Origin of the sequence: Photobacterium sp. SP02 (assembly GCF_038519165.1) — a bacterium.
In the GTDB taxonomy this organism is placed as follows: Bacteria; Pseudomonadota; Gammaproteobacteria; order Enterobacterales; family Vibrionaceae; genus Photobacterium; species Photobacterium halotolerans.
This window is the reverse complement of record NZ_JASJOJ010000024.1, coordinates 1-21006: the sequence shown is the minus strand read 5'-3', so window position 1 is coordinate 21006 and position 21006 is coordinate 1. Positions and strand designations below refer to the sequence as shown.

Annotated in this window: 21 protein-coding genes; 11 read left to right on the top strand and 10 right to left on the bottom strand. The window is 50.7% G+C overall.

Annotated elements, in window-relative coordinates:
* From P0Y67_RS12080 to P0Y67_RS12070, 3 genes are read left to right on the top strand one after another with little or no spacing between them, the layout of a single operon-like run.
* Entirely contained in the window at positions 1 to 1695 is a 1695-nt protein-coding gene (locus P0Y67_RS12080) for an ABC transporter permease (RefSeq protein WP_342392054.1), read from the top strand.
* A complete protein-coding gene (locus tag P0Y67_RS12075; RefSeq protein WP_342392053.1) occupies positions 1661 to 2317 on the top strand; it encodes an ATP-binding cassette domain-containing protein in 657 nt (218 codons plus the stop codon). Before P0Y67_RS12080 ends, P0Y67_RS12075 begins: the two co-directional genes overlap by 35 nt.
* Positions 2310 to 2927, top strand: a complete 618-nt coding sequence (locus P0Y67_RS12070; protein WP_342392052.1) for a CDP-alcohol phosphatidyltransferase family protein — start codon at positions 2310 to 2312, stop codon at positions 2925 to 2927. Before P0Y67_RS12075 ends, P0Y67_RS12070 begins: the two co-directional genes overlap by 8 nt.
* Before the next feature lie 75 nt (positions 2928 to 3002).
* Here P0Y67_RS12070 and P0Y67_RS12065 read toward each other — a convergent pair whose 3' ends face one another.
* Complete coding sequence (locus tag P0Y67_RS12065; RefSeq protein WP_342392051.1) at positions 3003 to 3233, bottom strand: hypothetical protein; 231 nt, start codon at positions 3231 to 3233, stop codon at positions 3003 to 3005.
* Between the two features lie 241 nt (positions 3234 to 3474).
* Positions 3475 to 4377 carry a DNA-binding transcriptional activator PunR gene (punR, locus tag P0Y67_RS12060; RefSeq protein ID WP_342392050.1) on the bottom strand — a complete coding sequence of 301 codons (903 nt, stop codon included), beginning with the start codon at positions 4375 to 4377 and terminating at the stop codon, positions 3475 to 3477.
* Between the two features lie 131 nt (positions 4378 to 4508).
* On the opposite strand from punR, the gene punC reads away from it, so the two are divergent.
* The 5 genes from punC to P0Y67_RS12035 all read left to right on the top strand — a co-directional run bounded on the left by punC (position 4509) and on the right by P0Y67_RS12035 (position 10779).
* Positions 4509 to 5723: a purine nucleoside transporter PunC gene (gene punC / locus P0Y67_RS12055; protein ID WP_342392049.1), complete on the top strand. Its 1215-nt coding sequence runs from the start codon at positions 4509 to 4511 to the stop codon at positions 5721 to 5723.
* Positions 5724 to 5927: 204 nt separating this feature from the next.
* Positions 5928 to 8393: an EAL domain-containing protein gene (locus tag P0Y67_RS12050; RefSeq protein ID WP_342392048.1), complete on the top strand. Its 2466-nt coding sequence runs from the start codon at positions 5928 to 5930 to the stop codon at positions 8391 to 8393.
* 80 nt (positions 8394 to 8473) lie between these two features.
* Positions 8474 to 8818 (top strand): hypothetical protein, encoded by a 345-nt coding sequence (locus P0Y67_RS12045; protein WP_027252341.1) that lies wholly within the window; start codon positions 8474 to 8476, stop codon positions 8816 to 8818.
* Between the two features lie 256 nt (positions 8819 to 9074).
* Positions 9075 to 9311: a YdcH family protein gene (locus P0Y67_RS12040; RefSeq protein ID WP_120511864.1), complete on the top strand. Its 237-nt coding sequence runs from the start codon at positions 9075 to 9077 to the stop codon at positions 9309 to 9311.
* Positions 9312 to 9546: 235 nt separating this feature from the next.
* Positions 9547 to 10779: an L-lactate MFS transporter gene (locus P0Y67_RS12035; protein WP_342392047.1), complete on the top strand. Its 1233-nt coding sequence runs from the start codon at positions 9547 to 9549 to the stop codon at positions 10777 to 10779.
* A 297-nt stretch (positions 10780 to 11076) separates the two neighbouring features.
* Here the strand turns inward: P0Y67_RS12035 and fliJ are convergent, their stop codons facing one another.
* The 8 genes from fliJ to P0Y67_RS11995 are packed head-to-tail and all read right to left on the bottom strand — an operon-like array spanning position 11077 to position 18996.
* Positions 11077 to 11511 carry a flagellar export protein FliJ gene (fliJ, locus tag P0Y67_RS12030; RefSeq protein ID WP_342392084.1) on the bottom strand — a complete coding sequence of 145 codons (435 nt, stop codon included), beginning with the start codon at positions 11509 to 11511 and terminating at the stop codon, positions 11077 to 11079.
* 11 nt (positions 11512 to 11522) lie between these two features.
* On the bottom strand, positions 11523 to 12866 hold the full coding sequence (fliI, locus tag P0Y67_RS12025) for a flagellar protein export ATPase FliI (protein ID WP_342392046.1): 1344 nt from the start codon (positions 12864 to 12866) through the stop codon (positions 11523 to 11525).
* Positions 12859 to 13656: a flagellar assembly protein FliH gene (gene fliH, locus P0Y67_RS12020; protein WP_342392045.1), complete on the bottom strand. Its 798-nt coding sequence runs from the start codon at positions 13654 to 13656 to the stop codon at positions 12859 to 12861. The genes fliI and fliH overlap by 8 nt, the downstream gene beginning before the upstream one ends.
* A 3-nt stretch (positions 13657 to 13659) precedes the next feature.
* On the bottom strand, positions 13660 to 14688 hold the full coding sequence (locus P0Y67_RS12015) for a flagellar motor switch protein FliG (protein WP_027252346.1): 1029 nt from the start codon (positions 14686 to 14688) through the stop codon (positions 13660 to 13662).
* Positions 14666 to 16375 (bottom strand): flagellar basal-body MS-ring/collar protein FliF, encoded by a 1710-nt coding sequence (fliF, locus tag P0Y67_RS12010; protein WP_342392044.1) that lies wholly within the window; start codon positions 16373 to 16375, stop codon positions 14666 to 14668. Before fliF ends, P0Y67_RS12015 begins: the two co-directional genes overlap by 23 nt.
* Positions 16376 to 16378: 3 nt before the next feature.
* The gene (fliE, locus tag P0Y67_RS12005) at positions 16379 to 16729 is read right to left on the bottom strand and encodes a flagellar hook-basal body complex protein FliE (protein WP_342392043.1); all 351 of its coding nucleotides are present in this window, start codon (positions 16727 to 16729) and stop codon (positions 16379 to 16381) included.
* 18 nt (positions 16730 to 16747) lie between these two features.
* Complete coding sequence (locus P0Y67_RS12000; protein ID WP_342392042.1) at positions 16748 to 18112, bottom strand: sigma-54-dependent transcriptional regulator; 1365 nt, start codon at positions 18110 to 18112, stop codon at positions 16748 to 16750.
* On the bottom strand, positions 18112 to 18996 hold the full coding sequence (locus P0Y67_RS11995) for an OmpA family protein (protein WP_342392041.1): 885 nt from the start codon (positions 18994 to 18996) through the stop codon (positions 18112 to 18114). Before P0Y67_RS11995 ends, P0Y67_RS12000 begins: the two co-directional genes overlap by 1 nt.
* Positions 18997 to 19513: 517 nt before the next feature.
* Between P0Y67_RS11995 and P0Y67_RS11990 the strand changes: the two genes are divergently transcribed.
* The 3 genes from P0Y67_RS11990 to P0Y67_RS11980 are packed head-to-tail and all read left to right on the top strand — an operon-like array spanning position 19514 to position 20990.
* Positions 19514 to 20329, top strand: coding sequence for a FliM/FliN family flagellar motor switch protein (locus P0Y67_RS11990; protein WP_027252351.1), 816 nt, complete (start codon positions 19514 to 19516; stop codon positions 20327 to 20329).
* Between the two features lie 29 nt (positions 20330 to 20358).
* Positions 20359 to 20757, top strand: coding sequence for a flagellar motor switch protein FliN (fliN, locus tag P0Y67_RS11985; protein WP_027252352.1), 399 nt, complete (start codon positions 20359 to 20361; stop codon positions 20755 to 20757).
* Complete coding sequence (locus P0Y67_RS11980) at positions 20757 to 20990, top strand: hypothetical protein (protein WP_342392040.1); 234 nt, start codon at positions 20757 to 20759, stop codon at positions 20988 to 20990. The genes fliN and P0Y67_RS11980 overlap by 1 nt, the downstream gene beginning before the upstream one ends.
* The last annotated feature ends 16 nt before the right edge of the window (positions 20991 to 21006 follow it).

Below are 21006 nucleotides of genomic sequence, written 5' to 3'. Positions count from 1 at the left end.
ATGTTGTACTTGATGTTTATTGCCACGCTGTTGATCTGTTGTTTGCCGTTGTTACCGGGCCTGTTAGGCATTTTGCTGCCGGCCCTGTCCTGGTTACCCTTTGCTGGCCTGGCTCATCCCGGGCCGCAGGCTTTCTATCAGGCATTGGCCTGGCCCGGTTTGTCTTCTTCTATTCTGCTGACGCTTTCCACAGGCGTCGTCAGTACTTTACTGGCATTAACCTTTACCTTCTTGATCCTGCAGAGGTATTGGGGCTCGCGCCGCTGGCGGAATATAGAATCCTGGCTCTCTCCGATGCTGGCGATTCCACATGTGGCCTTTGCCATTGGCTTTGCTTTTACTTTTTCATCCACCGGGATCATCACCCGTTTACTCTCCGCATTGGGCGGCGATCCCGGTCAGTTTTCTCTGCTGCAGGACTCGTATGGCATAGGACTCACCCTGGCCCTGGCGATCAAAGAAACCCCGTTTCTGTTATTAATGAGTATCTCTGTTCTGCAGCAACTGAATGTCGGCCGCTTGCTGGCTGCAGGCAATGGACTGGGCTACAACCGGTCATCGACATGGCTCACTGTCATACTACCGCAATGGCTCCCCAGAATGCGACTACCGATCTATGCCGTGTTAGCTTATGGCATTTCAGTGGTAGACATGGCCATGATTCTGGGCCCGACCCGTCCTCCCACGTTCGCGGTACTGGTCTGGCAATGGTTCAATGAACCGGATGTCGCTCTACTGCCCAGAGCCGCCGTCGGCGCATTAATGCTGCTTATGCTGGGCCTTTGCCTGCTTGCTGTGTTTCGCGCGCTGGAGTGGCTGATTCTGCGTGGTTTTCAGGGCTGGCAATATGCCGGCCATCGCGATCAACACCTGCCCGGACGTTACTTTCACTGGCCGTTAATAGCGGTACCGCTGCTGGTCATTCCTGTTCTCGTGCTCTGGTCAGTGGCGCTGCGCTGGCGGTTTCCCGATTTGTTACCAAGCCGGTTCAGTGTGCAATTCTGGCAACAGGAAACCGCCGTGTTTACCGATCTGGCTTCCACCAGCCTGATGCTGGCCGGTATCAGTACCGCAATTGCGCTTTGTCTGTCCATTGGCTGTCTGGAATACAGGGACAAAACAGGAACCGGCATCCCTGGCTGGCTGATAGCCATGCCCATGGTGCTGCCTCAGGTTTCTTTGCTGTTCGGGATTCAGGTCACCACTTATATGATCCCCGGCCAGCATCACCTGCTTTGGGTGATATGGAGCCATGTGCTGTTTGTGTTTCCCTACCTGTACCTTGCGCTGGATGGCCCGTGGCGCAGCTTTGACCGCCGGTATACCCAAACGGCCAACAGCCTTGGCTTATCGGGATTCCAGGCTTGGTGGCGGGTCAAACGCCCTATGCTGATGCCGGCAATTTGTCTGGCACTGGCCGTAGGCTGCAGTGTCAGCCTGGCTCAGTATCTGCCGACACTCAGCCTTGGTGCAGGCCGGGTCAGCACCCTGACCACAGAAGCTGTTGCGCTCGCCAGCGGACAGGACAGAAGAGTCAGTGCAATTTACGGGCTGCTGCAGGGACTGGTGCCCTTTATGCTCTTCGCGCTTGCCACCTTCGCCAGCCGTTACTATCAATCAAAAATGACATCCGGAAAATACACAAGGAATGCAAAAGCCAATGTGCTTGTCAGTCAAAAACCTCACTATAAATAATGGACATCAGCGATTGCTCAGTTCACTGACGCTGTCGGTTGAGCAGGGACAGGTACTGACGATTATGGGCCCCAGTGGCTGTGGGAAGTCGACTCTGTTGGGTGTAATTGCCGGCCATATTCCGCCCGACTGCCTCTATCAGGGCGAGATCAACCTCAATAACAGATTACTCAACGATCTGGCCCCGGATAAACGGCGCATTGGCCTGCTGTTTCAGGATGATCTGCTATTTCCGCACCTGAATGTGTGGCAGAACCTGGCATTTGGTTTACCGTCCAGCGTGAAAAAAACAGAACGCAAAACCAGAGCTTATGAGACCTTAGCGGCGTTAGGCCTGACAGAACTGGCCTCTCATTGCCCGAGCCAGATTTCTGGCGGACAACGCGCCAGGATCAGCCTGATGCGTTGCCTGCTGGCAGAGCCGGACGCCATACTGCTGGACGAGCCTTTCAGTAAGCTGGATAAAGATTTGCGTATCCAGTTTCGCGACCTGGTGTTTAAGGAAATCCGGCAACTGAATATCCCAGCGCTGATGGTTACCCATGATCAGGATGACGTGCCACCTGATGGTCAGGTACTGCACTGGCCCACCGAGCAGGAGGAGAAACAGTCCTATGCTTGATCGCTACGCCATCAAACTCATCAAAGCGCCGGTTAACGGTATTGGCTTACTGCTGGCGAAAACGCCTTTCACCGCTAATCAAATTACGGTGACCGGGTTTGGTATAGGTGTGCTGGCATTGCCTGCGCTCATCTACCAGCAATATTGGCTGGCACTGTGTTTTATCATTCTCAACCGCATTTTTGACGGTTTGGATGGCGCATTGGCCCGACACAGAGGCATCACAGACTGTGGTGGTTTTCTGGATATCACACTGGATTTTCTGTTTTACTCCCTGGTGCCCTTTGGTTTCATTCTGGCTGATCCGACGCAGAATGCAGTTGCCGGTGCGTTTTTGATCTTCGCCTTTGTCGGCACAGGTTCCAGTTTTCTGGCTTTTGCCATCATGGCGGGTAAACGCGATATTGATAATCCGGTTTATCAGCATAAATCTCTGTTTTACTTGGGAGGACTGACTGAAGGTACAGAAACTATCGCGTGTTTTGTGCTCTTTTGCCTGCTGCCGGAACACTTTGCACTCATCGCATGGATTTTCGGATCATTGTGCTGGGTGACAACCGCAACCCGGATCTGGGCTGGCTATCAGACCCTGAAAACACCGGTAGGATAACGCTAGCAGAGAGAATGTCAGCAACAAAAACGGCGACCCTGGCCTGCCCTGCCGCCATTTTTGTTTACCGGCCTTCTAGCTGAAGCTCGGTATTCTCTGATTGTGTTTTTCCTGCCGGCTGTGAAATTTATTAATTTCGATATCAATCGCGTTATAGCTGCTGTTCATCAACTCACCCAGACAAGGCGGAGAGTCAGGATTCTGACTTTGCAGGAACGCCGCCAACAGCTTAACGTCATCAGGTCTGGGGCGATAGCTCAGGTTCGGAAAGGCCTGGTAGATGTAATCAATAGCGATTGCCAACATCTCGCTATTCTTTTCTGTCGTTCTGTTCATCATCAACACTGTATTTTTATTCATCTTCATCGGAAGTAATGGATTTGACGAAGGGCATCCTAAGCGGTCCGAATGAAAGAATTATGACTTAGCGCAGCGTATAAGAAGATTTTTATCCTTTTGCTGGTTTTTCATACAAGCATTCGCGTCTCAATCTGTTGTTGTAACAGAACAACACCCACTGAACGCTTTGAACATTGTTGTTTTTTTGCTAGCGCATCCACTCCCTGTGCAGTTGTTCACTGTCTCCCAGGTACTCAAGCAGCCAGCTCAGGGCGGGGTTCAGGCTGGCTTTGTTCCATGCCAGACAGCAGGGACTGACCGGTGGCGCATGCGGGAGTGTGCGGGTCACCAGTTTGCCTCGTTTCAGCCTGGGTGCAGCCATATGTTCAGGCACGACGCCTATGCCCAGCCCGGCTTCAAGACACTGAAACGCGCTGGACCAGTCCGGCACCATAATGCGGCGCTGATTATTCATTAGCCAGGTTGTGCGCTTGGGTAATGTACGTGAGGTATCTTCAAGACAGATAGCGGGATACTTTGCCAGTTCTGAATCCAGCAAAGGCAGCGGCCTTTCCGTCAGCGGGTGATCCGGCGCCATCACAAACACCCAGTGCAGGTTTCCCATATCGGTGTAATCAAAATCCCCGCTGACCGGAATGGCCGCCGTCGCCCCAATCACCAAATCTGCCCGGCCGTCTGCCAGGGCGTCCCACACTCCGTTATAGACCTCCATCGTCAGATGCAGCTCGACATCCGGGAACGCCTGATAAAAATCTCGCACCATGGTACTGACACGGCTTTGTCTGACAACCGTGTCCAGTGCCACCGAGACATTTTCAGCCCAGCCATTGGCAACACGTTGCGTCTGCAACTTAATGTGCTCCATTTGTTTAAGTAGCTGTCTGGCTTCTTCGACAAAGTACTGGCCTGCAGGAGTCAGGCTGACCTGCCGGTGATGACGCTCAAATAAGGTCACAGACAATTTATCCTCGATTATCCTGACCGTGTAGCTGATTGCGCTGGGCACTTTGTGCAACTCTTCTGCCGCTGAGGAAAAGCTGCCACGCCTCGCAACAACATCAATTACTTGCAAATCATTGAAAGAAAACATATATCCTGCTACTTAGTTACGCGCAATGTTGAATCAAATTTTTTGAAAGCAATGTTGAAATTTTAGCGTTTCACAGCACAAATCACCACGCTTACAATCTGATCACTGAAAAAATTTCTGGTTACAATAAAATGACGACAAAACCAACTACCGTTACACTTGCCTGGTTTGCATTACTTAGCATGCTCGGCTTTCTGGCCACCGACATGTATCTGCCTGCTTTTACCGCCATGCAGGCCGACCTGAATACCTCATCCAGCCTGATTGGCATGACACTCGGCATTTTCCTGTTAGGCATGGCCATTGGTCAGCTTATCTATGGCCCTCTCTCTGACCGCTTAGGCAGAAAAAAAGTATTGCTGGGTGCCATGTTGTTGTTCAGTCTCGCCACTCTGGGCTGTGCGATGGCACCGAATGTGGAAATTCTGCTGGCATTTCGTTTTCTTCAGGCGCTGGGTGCCTGCAGTGCTACCGTGCTCTGGCAAGCCATTGTTATTGACCGATATGAAGGCAAGCTTGCCGAAAAAGTGTTCGCAACTATCATGCCTTTGGTTGCCCTTTCACCAGCCCTTGCGCCTTTAGTGGGCGCTGCAATTCAATCGCATTTTGGCTGGCGTGCCATTTTCCTGAGCCTGATTGCTTTAGGGGCGGTTTTGGCACTGATGACAGCCATGCAGCCTGAAAGTGCCAAGGGTGAAAAAAAGCAGGGTAACGTCCTGTCAGAACTGGCAATTAACTATACAAGCCTGCTCAAGTCAAAAAAATTCATGGGTAACATGCTCATTTTCGCAGCCTGCTCTGCGGCTTTTTTCGCCTACCTGACAGGCTCGCCGTTTATCATGTCCGCTATGGGCTACTCAAGCGAAGATATCGGCCTGAGTTATGTGCCGCAGACTATTGCCTTTTTGATTGGCGGCTACGGCTGCCGGGCATTGTTAAACCGCATGGAAGGTAAAAAGCTGTTGCCTTGGCTGCTGAAACTGTTCATCGGCAGTGCGCTGGTCATACTGCTGATCACTGTGCAGCACAAACCCGACACCATCTGGCCCGTTTTGCTGCCTTTCTGTTTTATTGCAGTTGCTAACGGTGCGATTTACCCCATTGTTATCAGTAAAGCCCTGGAAGATTTCAAGCACTGCAGCGCAACCGCGGCCGGGCTGATGAATTTCCTGCAAACATTAGGGTGTTTTGCTGCCAGTTCACTGGTTGCGGCTTTTGCCGATAAGGGATTGAGCATTGTTGCCTTTAGCATTGCCGGAACCTGTGTCTTCGTTCTGATTGGCTTCTCTTTCGTTGTCAGCAGCCAGCGCCAGCAACTGGTTGAGGCACAATCCACCTCGAACTGATCGATTCCGTTCTGTTTCAGCTCTTCTATTACAGGCAGCCCTCTATAGCTGCCTGTATTTTTCAATATGAAAAATATTGTCTATTGTTCATCGATAAGCCAAAAAATTCCTGATACGCATGAAATGCGTGTTATGCATGCCCAGAAAACCGTCACTATACTGTTCTCTTAGGGACTCTGCTCTATCATGGATGATGGATGATATATGAAGAGAAATGTGATTCGTTTAAAAACGCTGCTGTTGATTTCACTGCTTTTTATTTTTTTGCTGTGTCTTTTTTTTCTCAATGCGAGTCCGCTGTCCGGTCAGGCGAAGCAGGATCCCCCTGTTAGTCAGGCCTCATCATTTTTAGCTAATCACACTTTCTTGTCTGACGGATATCAAACTCTGGCAGAAAAATGGGAAAACTCTGAGGTTTTACACTCGGCACTTAACTACTTCAGCGTCAATCAGTTCATCTTTAACAATTTGTATTCACGGGAGAAACTTGAAAAATTCACGCTGTTTTCACTGATCTCTTTCGGCTTTCTTCTCGGTTGCCTGGTACTGGCCTGGCATCTGCATAAAATGCTTCGCCATGAAAAACGCCTGAAAACCGAGTTGCACGACATGGTCAAAAAGTTCAGCCATGTACTGAAACATGCGCCGGATGGCATGGTTTTGCTTAAGCAGGACAACACTGTACTCAATATCAATCAGTCCGCCTGCCAGATTTTGAATACCTCTGAACAACAGGCTTCACATCAGGAGATCACCGCACTGGTTAGCGATCCCAAGGCCAGCAATAAACTGGCTGATTTGCTCAGTCAGGTACACGGCAGGATGAATCAGGGCGATAGCCGCCCCGTCAGCCAACAGATCACCATTAACACCACCTCTGTACAACACCTTGAAATCATTGCGAGCGAAACCGCTTACAATGACGGTAATGAGATTTTGTTGAATATCAGAGATGTCACTGCATGGGTTGATCGTGAAGAAAAACTGAAAAGCCTGTCCCGCGCCCTGGAGCAAAGTGACGACTCTATCATCATCACCAACGAAAAAGGGATCATCGAGTATGTAAACCACAGCTTTGAAAAATATAACGAGCTCGATGCCAACGAGCTGATCGGCAGTGATGCCGCGCACCTGATTCTTACCGCTCTGCAAAACCCGGCAGAGCTGGCAAAATTGCAGCAACAACTGGTCAAAGGCCAGACAGTCAACCGCATAATCTCGCACCGTAAGAAAGATAACAGCCTGGTGTATATGGAGAAACGCATTTCCCCTATCCGCAATAACCTGGGAAAAATCAGCCATTACATTACAACAGGCAAAGATATTACCGACCGAGTGCTGTTTGAAAGCAAACTCAAACAGTTAGCGCATTTTGACATACTCACCCAGCTACCAAACCGATTAATGCTGCAACAGCAGATCGATCACCTGCTACAGCAATCGCCCTGCCCGGTCATGGGCCTGCTGACCCTTAATCTGGATCGCTTTAAGCAAATCAACGATTCTCTGGGTCACGACACCGGCGATCAGGTGCTGCTAGCCGTCAGTGAGCGTCTGCAGACTATTCTGCGTGAAAATGACATGCTGGCGAGGTTAGGCAGTGATGAGTTTGCCATCCTGGTGGTCTCTGATAACCGGCTGCCTGCTCTGGAACAATTGGCCGTGCGTATCCTTCGCCATCTCAGCGAGCCAATGACGCTGGGCAGTAAAGAAGTGGTGGTCGGTGCCAGTATTGGCATCACCTACAGTGACAGCAGCCATTCGACCAGCGAAACCCTGCTCAGGCAGGCAGACATTGCACTGTATAAAGCCAAAGACAACAAACAACAGCAACAATACCGGGTTTATAACCGGCAAATGGGGGCCAACAGTGTCAAACGGCTGGAAATGGAAGCACAGCTCCGGCAAAGCTGCGGCACTGAGCGCTATCAGTATTACTATCAGGGCCGGTTTGATTCACGGACCCGCCAGCTTTGCGGGGTAGAAGCGCTGCTGCGTTGGATCGATGATGACAACCACATCCAGTCACCCACTGAGTTCATCCCGATTCTGGAAACCACAGGTCTGATTATCGAGGTCGGTGAGCATTTGATTCAACAGGCTTGCAAACAATTACGCCAATGGCAGTTACAAGGCCACTGGCTGCATTTTGCCCTGAATATTTCAGCCCGGCAGTTGCTCAATTCCGATATTGTCAGTACCGTCAGCAAAGCAATACAGAGCAGCCAGTGTGACCCCAGTTTTTTAGAACTGGAAATCACAGAGAGTGTCGTCATGTCAGACGTGAAGCTGGCACTCAATAAGTTACGCCAGCTCAACGCACTGGGAGTCAGAATTGCCATTGATGATTTCGGTACCGGCTATTCCTCCCTGGCTTATCTCAGTCGGTTTCCGATTCAGATACTCAAAGTCGATCGCGAGTTTGTCCGTGATTTACCCCTCAATAAAGAATCTGTCACCATCACTAACGCTATCGTTGAATTGGCCCATAATCTTAATATCAGCGTGGTGGCAGAAGGTGTAGAAACCAAAGGACAGGCAGATTTCCTGGCAAGCATAGGTGTAGAAGAATTTCAGGGATTTCTGTACTGTAAGCCACTGCCGCTATCAGATTTTGAAACAAGATTTTTGCTGCCAGTTCAGAATATGAAAGAACATTCGACCTACTGAGTCAGATTACCTGGGTTTGTAAACTTTCACTTCTGCCAAGAGCCAATTACAATACGCTCAGTGTGGGCGAGGATAGAAACATGGATTTTAGCGATTATCTGGAAACGGTGCTTAAGCAACGTCAGCAACAGGCCAATAAACCGGTCCAAAATAAGCAGCAACCTGTCTGGCTGCAACAGCGTATGGAAGACAAAACCAGCCAAAGTACGGCGCGTGATGCAATAGCCAAAGCCCAGGAAGACGCTTCGGTTCGTGCCGAACAGGAAACCAAAGCCCCTCATGTCAGAATAAATGGCCGCTACATGTCGCAGGAAGAGGCACAGGCTAAAGCAAAATTGCAAACTCAGGCAGCGCCTGCTAATGCCGACAGAATTGCCTATATTGAATCACTCAAAAAAACACTACGTGCCAAAAAGTATCAATAATCGCCCGACTGCCCACCAGCCCCTCGCCAGCTTGTGACAACGTCACTACAGATTTTGTGCCTTTCATCTGATTTTCAGCCTCAGTGGGGTTGAAAATAACCTCATTCGACTATGCTTAAACGAGTAAACATTTTTAACTGCAAGGGATGCGCTGACCAGCAGTAATCTCTGACCAATAAGCAAATAGTTGAACATTCACAAGAATAATGACGAAAAAGCAGGGCTTTCATTCACTAAGATTTATGGAGTGACAGACATGTTAGGTGAAAATCACGCACTCTTCATAGAGTTCCCCGAAATGCAGGACAAAATCACAGAGTTGAAGACCTGCGACGAAAACTTTAAGGCCATGTCAGACAGATATCACCAGCTTGACCATAGAATACGGGGATTGGAATGCAGCAACATTCCCACCGAAGATCACCACTTCACCCAACTGAAAATGGAGCGTTTGCAGCTTAAAGACAAAATTTACAACATACTCATGAACTGATGTTGTCAGCTTTTCACTGGCTCCACCCTCGCTGTCCAGGGGGTGGAGAACCTTCGCCGCCAAACACCATCATCACCTGCCTCAAATAAGCCATTTGTAACAAAATATTGCTGCCCGGTATTTTCATAACATTTATTGATAGAATCCGCGCCCTCAACAACAAATACATCTTTTTTTGATTGCTACCAAGAAAAGTTTAGTAAAGCAGTTGCCGTTCCGGCATTTAGAGAGACCTATGAAAACATTTGATCGCGCCAAGCAAATCCTGCTGGCAGGGTTCTGTATTAACTTGTGTATGGGCATTCTGTATGCCTGGAGTGTATTTAAGAAAGCCTTAGTGGTGGATCTTGGCTGGTCTAACGCCGATGCGTCTCTGCCCTATACCGTTGCTATCATTACCTTTTCTCTCTCATTGTTACTGGCCGGTATTCTTCAGGACAAAATCGGTCCGCGTAAGGTCTTGCTGCTCGGCACGACCATGGTTGGCCTGGGCATGATTGTATCCAGCTTTGCCACCACGCCACTGCTGCTGGTACTGACTTTCGGGGTATTGACAGGTTGCGGTATCGGTTTTGGCTATGCCTGTTTAAGCCCATCAGCAATGAAATGGTTCCACCCGTCAAAGAAAGGCATGGTAAACGGCCTGATTGCGGCCGGTTTTGGCCTGGCTGCTGTGTACCTGGCACCGCTGACATCATCCCTGATTGCCGATTACGGTATTAATCAGAGCTTCCTGATCCTCGGCATCGCTGTGCTGCTGGTCGCTGTCCCTCTGGCATGCACCATCAACAACCCGCCGGAAGGCTACCAGCCTGAGGCGCCGTCTGCCGTCGCGGCCTCTGCCAATCCGGCACCGGCTGTTAACATGACCTGGCGTGGCATGGTGAAAACACCCCAGTTTTACTCTTTATGGGTGATGTACGCCTTTGCCTCCGCGGCAGGCTTGATGATTATCGGCAATATTACCTCAATTGCAGCGGCGCAGGCTGACCTGTCTGATGCGGCGTTTCTGGTGGTGATTCTGGCTGTGTTCAACTCAGGTGGCCGTATCGCTGCCGGTATGCTGTCAGACAAAATCGGCGGCGTGAAAACCCTGATGATTGCCTTTATCATGCAAGCGATCAACATGGTGATGTTTGCCACTTTCGATAACGAGTTCAGCCTGATGGTCGGCGCTGCCGTTGCCGGGGTCGGCTACGGTACTCTGCTTGCCGTTTTCCCATCGATCACCGCCGATTTTTACGGTCTGAAGAATTACGGTGCGAACTATGGCGTGCTCTACACTGCCTGGGGTGTCAGTGGCTTCATTGGCCCTGTGGTCGCCGCTGTGGCAGTCGATATGACCGGCACCTATACGCTGGCCTATTCTGTGTGTTCTGGCATGCTGGCCGTCGCGGTACTGTTGTCATTCATCACCAAACCTGTTAATGCACAAGTGGCTAAAGAGAAGCTGGCGACAGCCGCATAACGGTACGCCTGACTCTTGTTGAAAAGCACAGCCAGCCGGCTGTGCTTTTTTATTTTCACCTTTCAGAACGAGAGATGGGACAGACAAAAAAAAACCCGGTTCCAAAGGGACCGGGCAAACAAATAGTGGTGAAAATGTTCCTGATGGGAACAGGATATGCGCTATTAGCGTACCGCTCTGGAAGACTGTGCGATTGGCTTAACAACATTCTTCACGGGTACTCAGGTAGCAAATTAATAGGGCGTCCAATTTTTCACAGAGATTAAACATTTATCCCTGCTACTAACAATTAAATCACTAAATTTTTTTGAGCTTGCATCTGGCATTGATCAGATCTTCGATGAACTTTTGCTCTTTCTTCGCCTGCTCATAGCGTTGTTTCGCTTGCCAGCGCTCCATCACAGTTTCCAGGCCTTTCACCTTGACCTGACTTTGTTCCAGCGCTTTTTTAGTGCGCTGGCTTTCTGCATGCATCAAGGCCATTTCATGCTGCTGATGGGAAATCAGGCGGCTGAGCATAGTATTGACCTGAGTGGTGTTCTGCAGCGCCAGTGCGTTCAACCCGGCGCTTCCTTCTTGCTGGCAGCCCGATTTCAGCCCGGCCAGCGCCTGCAGCTGCTGGGCAAAAAAGCCGACCTGATCCTGCTGCCGTGCAAAGTGCTGTCCGTGACGATCACGCTGCTGCTCAGCGATCTGCTGAAGCTGACTCACGGCTTTCAGTCTGCCCTTCATCACACCGTCTCCTAACCTTGCTGCGTTTGCGTAAACAACTCAGCAAGCCGAACCAGCGACTGTTGGTAGTCAGTCACTTCATCAACCTGCTGAACCAGAAAATCTTTGAGTTGCGGAAACACCTGGACAGACAGATCCAGTTCGGCGTCTTGTCCGGGCTGATACCCACCTAAAGGCAACAGCTCTTTGACTTGCAAGTAGTTGGCATTGAGCTGCCTGAAACGGTTGGCCACTGTGACATGAGAATTTTCGGTACAGCTGCTCATACAACGGCTGATAGAGGCATTAATATCGATTGCCGGATAGTGCCCCTGCTCTGCCAGCGTACGGGATAACACCACATGACCATCAAGAATGGCACGGGCAGAGTCCACCACAGGATCCTGCTGATCATCGCCATCCGCCAGTACGGTGTAAATTGCCGTCAGGCTGCCATCCGGGTGCTCACCGTTACCGGCACGCTCAAGCAGTTGAGGTAACTGGCTGAACACAGACGGCGGATAACCACGAGAAGCAGGCGGCTCACCCAGGGACAAGGCAATTTCCCGCTGCGCCATGGCGTAACGTGTTAAAGAATCCATCAGCAGCAGGACATCTTTGCCCTTGTCACGATAATATTCCGCCACGCGGTGACACAGTTTCGTGGCACGCAGACGCATTAAAGGAGATTCATCGGCCGGCGCTGCTATCACCACAGCCCGCTTCATACCCTCTGCGCCGAGATTGCGCTGTATGAATTCCCGGACTTCACGGCCACGTTCGCCAATCAGGCCCACCACCACAATATCGGCCTTGGTGTTTTTGGTGATCATGCCCATCAGGACACTTTTACCCACACCACTGCCTGCCATCAAACCGATACGCTGGCCTTTGCCCAGGGTCAGCAGCCCGTTGATTGCACGTATGCCCACATCCAGCGGTGTATCGACCAGGCGACGCTTCAACGGATTGATCGGTGAAGGGTTGAGCGACACTTTCTCTCCGCCTTTAAGCGGGCCAAGATCGTCAAATGGCTCGCCAAGACCGTTAACGACCCTGCCAAGCCAGTGATCACCGAGCGCGACTGTACTGTCGCCGTCCAGCGGAACGACTCTCGCTCCGGCGTACAGCCCGCCTAACTGCCTCACGGGCATCAAATACGCCACGTCGCGGTCAAAGCCCACCACCTGGGCTTCAATGGCTTCACCGTCATCCGTTTCGACCAGACAGCGCTGTTCCAGTCTGAACTTACAGCCAACGGCCTGAAGCATCAGGCCGTTGACTTTGACCAACCGCCCGGTAACCCGGGCAATCGGAATGGATGACATGGAGGCGATAGCATCATTCAAACGATCATGAAATGCACCGTCACTCACTGATACTCTCCGCCGTTTCTGCTGTTGCGGCATGACTGGTTTCAGCCGCCGGATTCTCCAGCAAGTGCTCGCGCAGCGTTTCCATACAGGCTTCCAGTCTGGCATCACTGCTGGCATCGGCTTCTGCATGGTCCGTTACCAGCTGAACGCCGCCGACAGGCATTTCTTTGTTCGCGACCAGTTTCCAGCTCGGGTGCAGGGTCGGACTGAGATTGGTAATACGCTCAAGATCCTGCGGATTAAGATTGATCACCACCTTGTCGCTGTTACCCGGCATGCTGTCTAACGTTTCTTCCACCAGCGCCAGAATTTGCTGCGGCATCAGTGTCAGCTCCGCGCGAATAACCTGCTGGGCAACTTTCTGCACCAGGGAACAAATCTGCTCGCGCTGAGCATGTTCCCGCTCATCCTGCCATTGCTGAATATGCGCCTGCAGTGCCTGTACCGGCGCAATGGCAGATTCATATTTTTCGCGGCCCTGGCTTTCGCCTTTGCTGTATCCCTGCTGAAAACCGTCTTGCTGACCTAAGGTAAAGCCTTGCTGACGACCCTGCTCAACACCCTGACGCAAGCCTTCTTCATGGCCCCGCTGCAAGCCTTGCTGAAACCCTTCTTCCAGCTGTTTTTGCAAAGCGGCCTGATGTTCTTTGGTATTGAACTCCGCCTGGGCGACATAATTGTCTGCATCCTGTGCACCACCTTCGTGCTGTACAACAGGCTTCACCATGGGCGGAAAGCGGTGTGAGCGGTATTCACCAGGATTCAGCTGCATCACTTTTACTGAACGCATCACTTACTCCACTGTTTGTTCCTGATACAAGCTCAGCTCGATCTCACCGGCATCGGCCAGTTCACGAACCACTTGCATAATATCCTGGCGGGCTTTCTCAACCCGGGATAATGGCATCGCACCACGCATGGCCATTTCATCATCCAGCGAGTTGGCCATACGCTGTGGCATGGACTGTTTGATGGCCATTTGCAGCTTGAGCTCTGCCCCTTTCAGCGCGGTTGCCCACAGGTCGAGCGGAATTTCCTGGATCAGGCGATCCATCGTTGCTTCACGCTGACGGGAAAGGATCACGAAGTCGAACATATTTTCTTCGATTTCGCTGACCACTTTTTCGTCATGCAGTTTCAGCATTTCCATCAGCTGAGCACGATCACCCTCAAAGCGGTTAATAATGTCGGCAGCCTGCTTGGCACCCAGCACCGATGCGCCCTGACCGCCCGAAACCTGCTGGATACAGCGGTCGATCAGCAGATGCAGATCTTTGGCGATCTCATGATCGATTTCGCTCAGGCGGGCGACGCGGTAAATCAGTTCATCATGCTGCTCTGACGGCAGTTTCGCCAGCACCTGAGACGAAGTTTCCGGCGGCAGATAAGCCAGGAAAATGGCCTGCATTTGCGGGTGTTCCTGACTGATAAATTTTGCGATAACGTCAGTATCGACCCACTGCAGGCGCTGCATGTTATTGCGCAGCTCATCGCCATAAATACTGTTCAGTACACCTTTGGCAAGATCATTGCCCAGGGCTTTCGACAGTGTGTTCGACAGATAATCTTTCGACGCGCCGCGAATACCACTGTGGTCACGAAAATCATCGAAAAACCGCTGAATAACGACCTTGGCGTTCTCACTTTTGATGCCAGTGAGTTTCGCCATGGATCGGGTGACGCGTTGTACTTCATCGCGGGAGAAATAACGCAGAACCTGAGCGGCTGCATCCTCTCCCATGCCCAGCAAAACCAGCGCTGTTTTATCCACGCTGCTTAAGGTTTGCATGTCTGCCGGATTAGTTGTCTCGGTTGTGCTCATTTCCATTTACCCATTGTTTGAGGACTTCAGCAACGCGCTGCGGTTCTTCGCTGGCAATTAATGTCAGATGTTTCAGTTGGATGTGCAAAGGCGAACCTGAAGGCGGCAACATCATCTCAGCATCTGCATCCAGTCCGTTGGTGGTATTGCTCAGGCCTCTGTCGGACAGACGTCGGTTGAGTTCATTCTCTTGCGCCTGCTCATCAAGCTCTTTACTCAGAATATTGTCTGGCAAAGTGGCAATGTCCATTTCCTGTCGTGTTTTGTCCACACCGGTCAGGTGGCGAATCAAAGGACGCAGGACAAAGAAGATCATCGCCAGTCCCAGCAAACCACCAATGATGTAACGCAATGGCTGCTGCAATGCTGTATCCTGCCACCACGGCATAGGAGCAACAGGTTCAATGTTGACCGGGGTAAAGTTGAAGCTCATCAGGCTCAGGCTGTCGCCACGCTCGGCATTCAGACCGACTGCTTCAGAGATCATCTGGCTGATTTCGGCTTTCTGTGCCTCATCCCACACGGCACCGTCCGGCGCAACGGCATTGTTCAGCAACACAGACACATTCAGTTTCCTGATTTGCCCCTGCTGAAACTGGGTATGCCTGACACTGCTGCCTAACGCATATTGACGATTGACTTCAGAGCGCTCACTGGTGTTCTTCGGTGCGTCACCTTCACCGTCTTCTTCCACGGTTGGTGGCTGATTGCTCAGTGAACCCGGCACACCTAAGGCAATTTTATCGGTTGAGTTGTTTTCAATACTGTGTTCTGAACGGACAACCGGATTGTCATCCACCATTTCACGGGTTTCTTCAATGCGGCTGAAATCCAGATCAGCGGCGACCTGCACCCGGAAGTTGCTCGGGCCGAGAACCGGAGTCAGCATGTCAGAAGCACGCTGAATCACCTGCTTCTCCAGATTCTTCTGGTACTCCAGATATTTGGTGTTCATTCGGCCGGACGTTTCCGAGCCGATATCGGCACTCAGTAAACGACCGAACTGATCCACCACTGAAACATGCTCAGCCGTCATGCCGGTGACACTGCCCGACACCAGATTGACAATAGCTTCCACCTGTTCAGGTTTGAGATCTTCACCCGGCTTAAGCTCCACCATGACAGAGGCCGTGGTCTTCTCTGTGTTCTGGCGCACAAACAAGGTTTGACGGGGAATAGCCAGATGCACACGGGCGTTATTGACGGCATTCAGGGAAATGATGGTACGGGCCAGCTCTCCTTCCAGACCGTGACGGTAACGTGCGGTTTCCATAAACTGGCTGGTACCCAAAGCAGAATCGGTCTGAAGTGTTTCCAGACCGGTCGGCAGTTTGGCTTTTACGCCTTTGGCGGCCAGTAACATACGGACCTCAGCGACTCGGCCGTCTTCGACCAGCACCTGACCGTTAGTTTCCTGTAAGCGGTATGGAATGCCTTCCGCTTCCAGTACCGAGATAATCTCGCTGGTATCAAAGCGCTCCTGCTGGCTGTAAAGCGGGCGATAACTTTGTGTCGACGTCCAGAGTGCAACCACTATGATAGCTGCAACCACAGCCGCCAGCGCAGCAGACAACACAAGATTACGCTGGCTGCTGTACCAGGCGCGTTTAGCCCGCTCCAGCAGTGAATTATCAGAACGGTTGGCAGCAGTCAGTTCCGCTGCCGCTGCTTGAGTAATCATGGTCATAATTTACACCGGCATCTTCATTACATCTTCAAACGCACCGACCACTTTGTTTCTTACCTGCATCAAGGCAGAAAAAGACAAACTGGCCTTCTGACTGGCAATCATCGCGCCAACCAGATCATCACTTTTTCCGGTTTCAACCGCCGTCATTTTCGCATTCGCAGCGGCCTGATGGCCGTTTACCAGGTCAAGCACTTGTGTCATGGCAGAAGAAAAAGCAAGTGGTTGAACCTGTTGGTCTAAAGGATTGGCTTTCACAGTGATGTTCTGTTCAGCCTGAGCTTGCATGAGCTGCATTTTATCCAGCATTAATTGCTGGGCGGTGGTCGTCTGCGTCAAATTCGTCGCAAGCATATTTGTGTCTCCTGATCGTTAGGCTGCTGAGCCAATTTGTGAAATATCAATGCCTTGCTCACGCATTGCCGCCAATTTGTAACGTAAAGCCCTTGTCGTCACACCCAGAGCTTTTGCCGTGAGTGTTCTGTTACCCTCATGCTGTTTCAGCACGTCCAGCACATACTGGTATTCAGCCTGTTTCTTCGCACCAATATGGCCCTGTTCTGTTCCTGCGCTGCCCGCTGATGCAGGCATATATTCAGGTTTAATCGCCTGAATTTTGCTGCTGTCTACCGGCAGCATAAGATCCTGGGAGGTCACGAAATCGCCGTGTCTCATTACCAGTGCCCGCTGGATAATGTTTTCCAGCTCGCGGATATTGCCCGGCCAGTGGTACTGCATCATCATCTGCTGAGCATCTGCGGATAACTGGCAGGCACTGCCTTGCTGATATTTAGCGATGAAATAATCGGCCAGCGGAAGAATATCCTCAGGACGCTCGCGAAGCGGAGGCCAGTGCAGCGGTAACACATCCAGACGGTAATAAAGATCTTCCCTAAATACCCCTTCCTGTACAGCGACACGAAGATCTTTATTGGTGGCGGCTATCACCCGGATATCAAGCTTGATGGTTTTATGGCTGCCCACACGCTCAACTTCGCGCTCTTGCAGCACACGCAATAATTTGGCTTGCAGCGCCGGCGACATTTCAGCAATTTCATCCAGCAAAATGGTGCCGCCGTTCGCTTCTTCGAACTTGCCGCTCTGACTGCCGGTTGCCCCTGTAAAGGCCCCTTTCACATGGCCAAACAAAACGGCTTCAAGCATGGATTCCGGGATAGCAGCACAGTTCACCGCGACAAACGGCATCTTGCTGCGCGGTGACTGCTGGTGAACATAGCGCGCCAGCACTTCTTTGCCTGTCCCTGATTCGCCGGTGATCAGCACACTGGCGTGGGTACAGGCTGCACGGTGGGCCAGTTGCAGAATCTGCTTGCTGCGCCAGGATTGCGCCACTATGTCAGACATGGGTTTCTGCAGTGCTTCCACCCGGGCAATCAGGCTTAACAACTGGCTGGGTTCGAACGGTTTTAACAAATAATCCGTCGCACCGGCCTTCATCGCTTCCGCCGCCAGCAAGCCTTCGTGCTGATCGACAATCGCAATGGCAATCCGGCGCTGCTGAGTGTCCGCCACTGTCTGGCTGTAGCGAACCCATTCTGTCAGTGACATATCCGGCAGCGAGGAGCTGACCAGAGTGATCGCTGCCCGGCGAGACTGCAAACCGGCCTTGCCGGAGGTCAGGTAATCCACCTGATAGCCCGCCTGCTCCAGCACCTGAATCACTTGCTGGGCCTGCTGCCTGTCCGGTTCAATGAACTGAATTGTCTTCGTAATCATTACTGAACCCTGCTTTCATCATTGTTGCCAGCACGCATAACACGCACTGTTACCCGACGATTTAACGCTTGTCCTTTCGCCGTTTCGTTATGGGCGATCGGATAGCGGGAACCATGTGCCCTGATTTGAATCAAGCTGTCTTTCACACCGGCTTCCCGGAGAAAACTGGCCACATCATCGGCACGCACTTTGGATACCTGAACATTGCCCAGCTTTGAACCGACATTATCTGAGTGACCGTCAATCAACACTTGATTGACTGACGTATCCAGACGGATGTATTCAGCCAGTTTTAACAGCGTTTCTTTTTGCTCCGTGGAAACTGTGCGTTGTCCCAAATCAAACTGAAACACCAGGTCACGCGCCTGTTTGTACGACATGGCCGGCAAGCGGGAACGACAGCGCGTAAAGTCAGCCAGTGCCGGTGCCATATTGACACTCGATAACAACAGATCGACCGGAGTATTGTTGTTCTGATAAATCATCGCCACCCGCGCCCACTGCCCTGCTGTCATACCGTCCAGCAGCGCATCGACCGCCTGGGTGAACCTCACTTCAGTCGGGCTGACCTGCTTACCCGGGCTCAGTGATGTCTGCTTAGGCGTCACCACCCAAGGGCCATCCTGCAGATACAGACCTGCAGACTGAAACTGAACCACAGGTCGCATAGGCTTCACTTTCAGCGACAGATTTTCCCCGGCATCCGCAATAAAGCTCACCTGACCGAAATTATCCACCTGCTGATTTAATGAGCAGTGAAATTTGTCGCCTTGGTATTTCCACTCGACAAGATCCATCGGTGTTGAAACAAGCTTTGCTTCAACCGAACCTGCCGCAAGAGCAATAAATAAGAATGTGTATTTCTTGAGAAATGAAATTAACATTTTTACCCTTCTCAGATTTTGGAAAAAAACCAAAATTCATTTTTTAATCATAATATCCAACTTAGCCACAAAATATTAAACAGCCAAATTGGTTTGTTGTTTCTATATATTTGTTTCTTGCTCAAAATCACTTTAATAAAATAAAGGTGATCTTGATTCAATTTATATTTGACGCCACCCTGACACAAATTTGACACCGTACCGCCATTCTATCCGTCAGAATGATTTTTTTGATATGGCTTCAAAAACAGCAACTTGTGGCAAGCAAAACCTAACAAAACACTGGGTATTTCAAAGGCGGCCATAAAAGTCTCATCAATTCATATATAAGAAAACCCTATAAATGAAGATATAATCAACATGTGGACTAACATCACAAATTCAAAATCAATAACTAAAACACAGGAATTAGCTCAGGCTAGACTTAGCGAAACTAATAGTGGTTTTACCAAAATAGAAGTAAATTAAATTCGCAACAGTTAATAAGTTGCATATGAGTTCTGACGGATATGCCAATATGAAAAAAATTGAGTTAAACAGTGCTCAACATTTCCCCACACTGAACGTTGAACATTTAGGGCGCCCAATCCATGTCATCCGGGAAGAGTTGCAGAAAATCTTCTCGCAGGCAGATTCGTCAATTACCCAGGATTTACAACGCTGGGTGAAAGACAAAAATCTGACCATTAAGCTGGCTGACATTCAACTCTCCAACCGGGATGCCACGGATCAAAGCAACAATGCCTCTGTCATTCGCCATGAAGCCGGAGGGCTGATTGAAGCGCAACTGGATACCCAGTTGTTACTGGCGCTGTCGGATAAATTTTACAACGCCGATATCGATCGCAGCGATGCCGGTTACGCGAATTCGACGCTGACAGCCAGTGACCTGCGTCTTCAGCAGCGATTACTGCAACGTATTTGTTCACTGGTTGCCGATGAGAAGGCGTGGCAACTGACCGATGATGGCATGACTTACGGTGTCGGCTTACTGGCCACTTTCACTGTGAGCTACCGTAAAAAAGTGGCGGCGTTCCGCCTGTACTTCGATGAAAACATGCTTCAGGTACTGATGGATGATATGGCGTTCCAGACCAACCATCACCTGAGCGATGATTTCAGGCTCGCGCTGGAGAATACGCCGGTTCAGCTTCATGCCACGCTTTGCCAGAAAAAAATGCCGCTGGATGATGTGCTCAAGCTGCGTCCTGACGATGTGCTGAACATTGATCTCCTCACCAATGTGCCGGTGCGTATCGGACAGGAACATTTATTTAACGGATGCGTGGCCGACAAAGACGGCCAGCTCGTCCTGATTCTTAAAGATAAATAACACTATTACAGGATTGAAACATGACTGATTTGAATGAGATGACAGACGTAAACGCATTCAGCGAAGACGATCTGAACTTTGATGATCTGAATTTGGACCAGCTGGATGATGATATTGAAACCGAGCAGGATTCAGCTGCTTCGCCCTTTATTCCCTATGACGACGTGCCTTCACGCGATATCAATTTCTTCAAGAAAATCCCCGTCACTGTCACGCTGGAAGTGTCCAGTACCGAAGTCTCGCTGGGCGAACTGATGAAAGCCGGTGAAGGCAGCGTGATTGAGCTGGATAAGCTCAACGGCGAACCACTGGATGTCAAAGTCAATGGATCGCTGATGGGCCATGCCGAGGTTGTGGTGGTCAATGATAAATATGGTCTGCGCCTGATCGACATCGTGGATTCGCCGCTTAACTCCGTGGAATCCTGATGATGCTCCGCAGTACCTGTCACCGAATAGCCCGCACAGGCGGGCTATGTATCACCGGTTTTCTCGTCTTTCTTCTGTCTTCACATCCGGTATTTGCGGCTGAAAGTGGCGGCCTGACACTGATGACAGTGTCTGATGGTGCCGCCAACCAGGAATACAGCGTCAAGCTGCAGGTGCTGCTGTTAAGAACGCCGCTCGTTCAGATTTTTGCCCTGTTGCTTCAGAGCCTGTGAAGCCGGTGCCGATTCA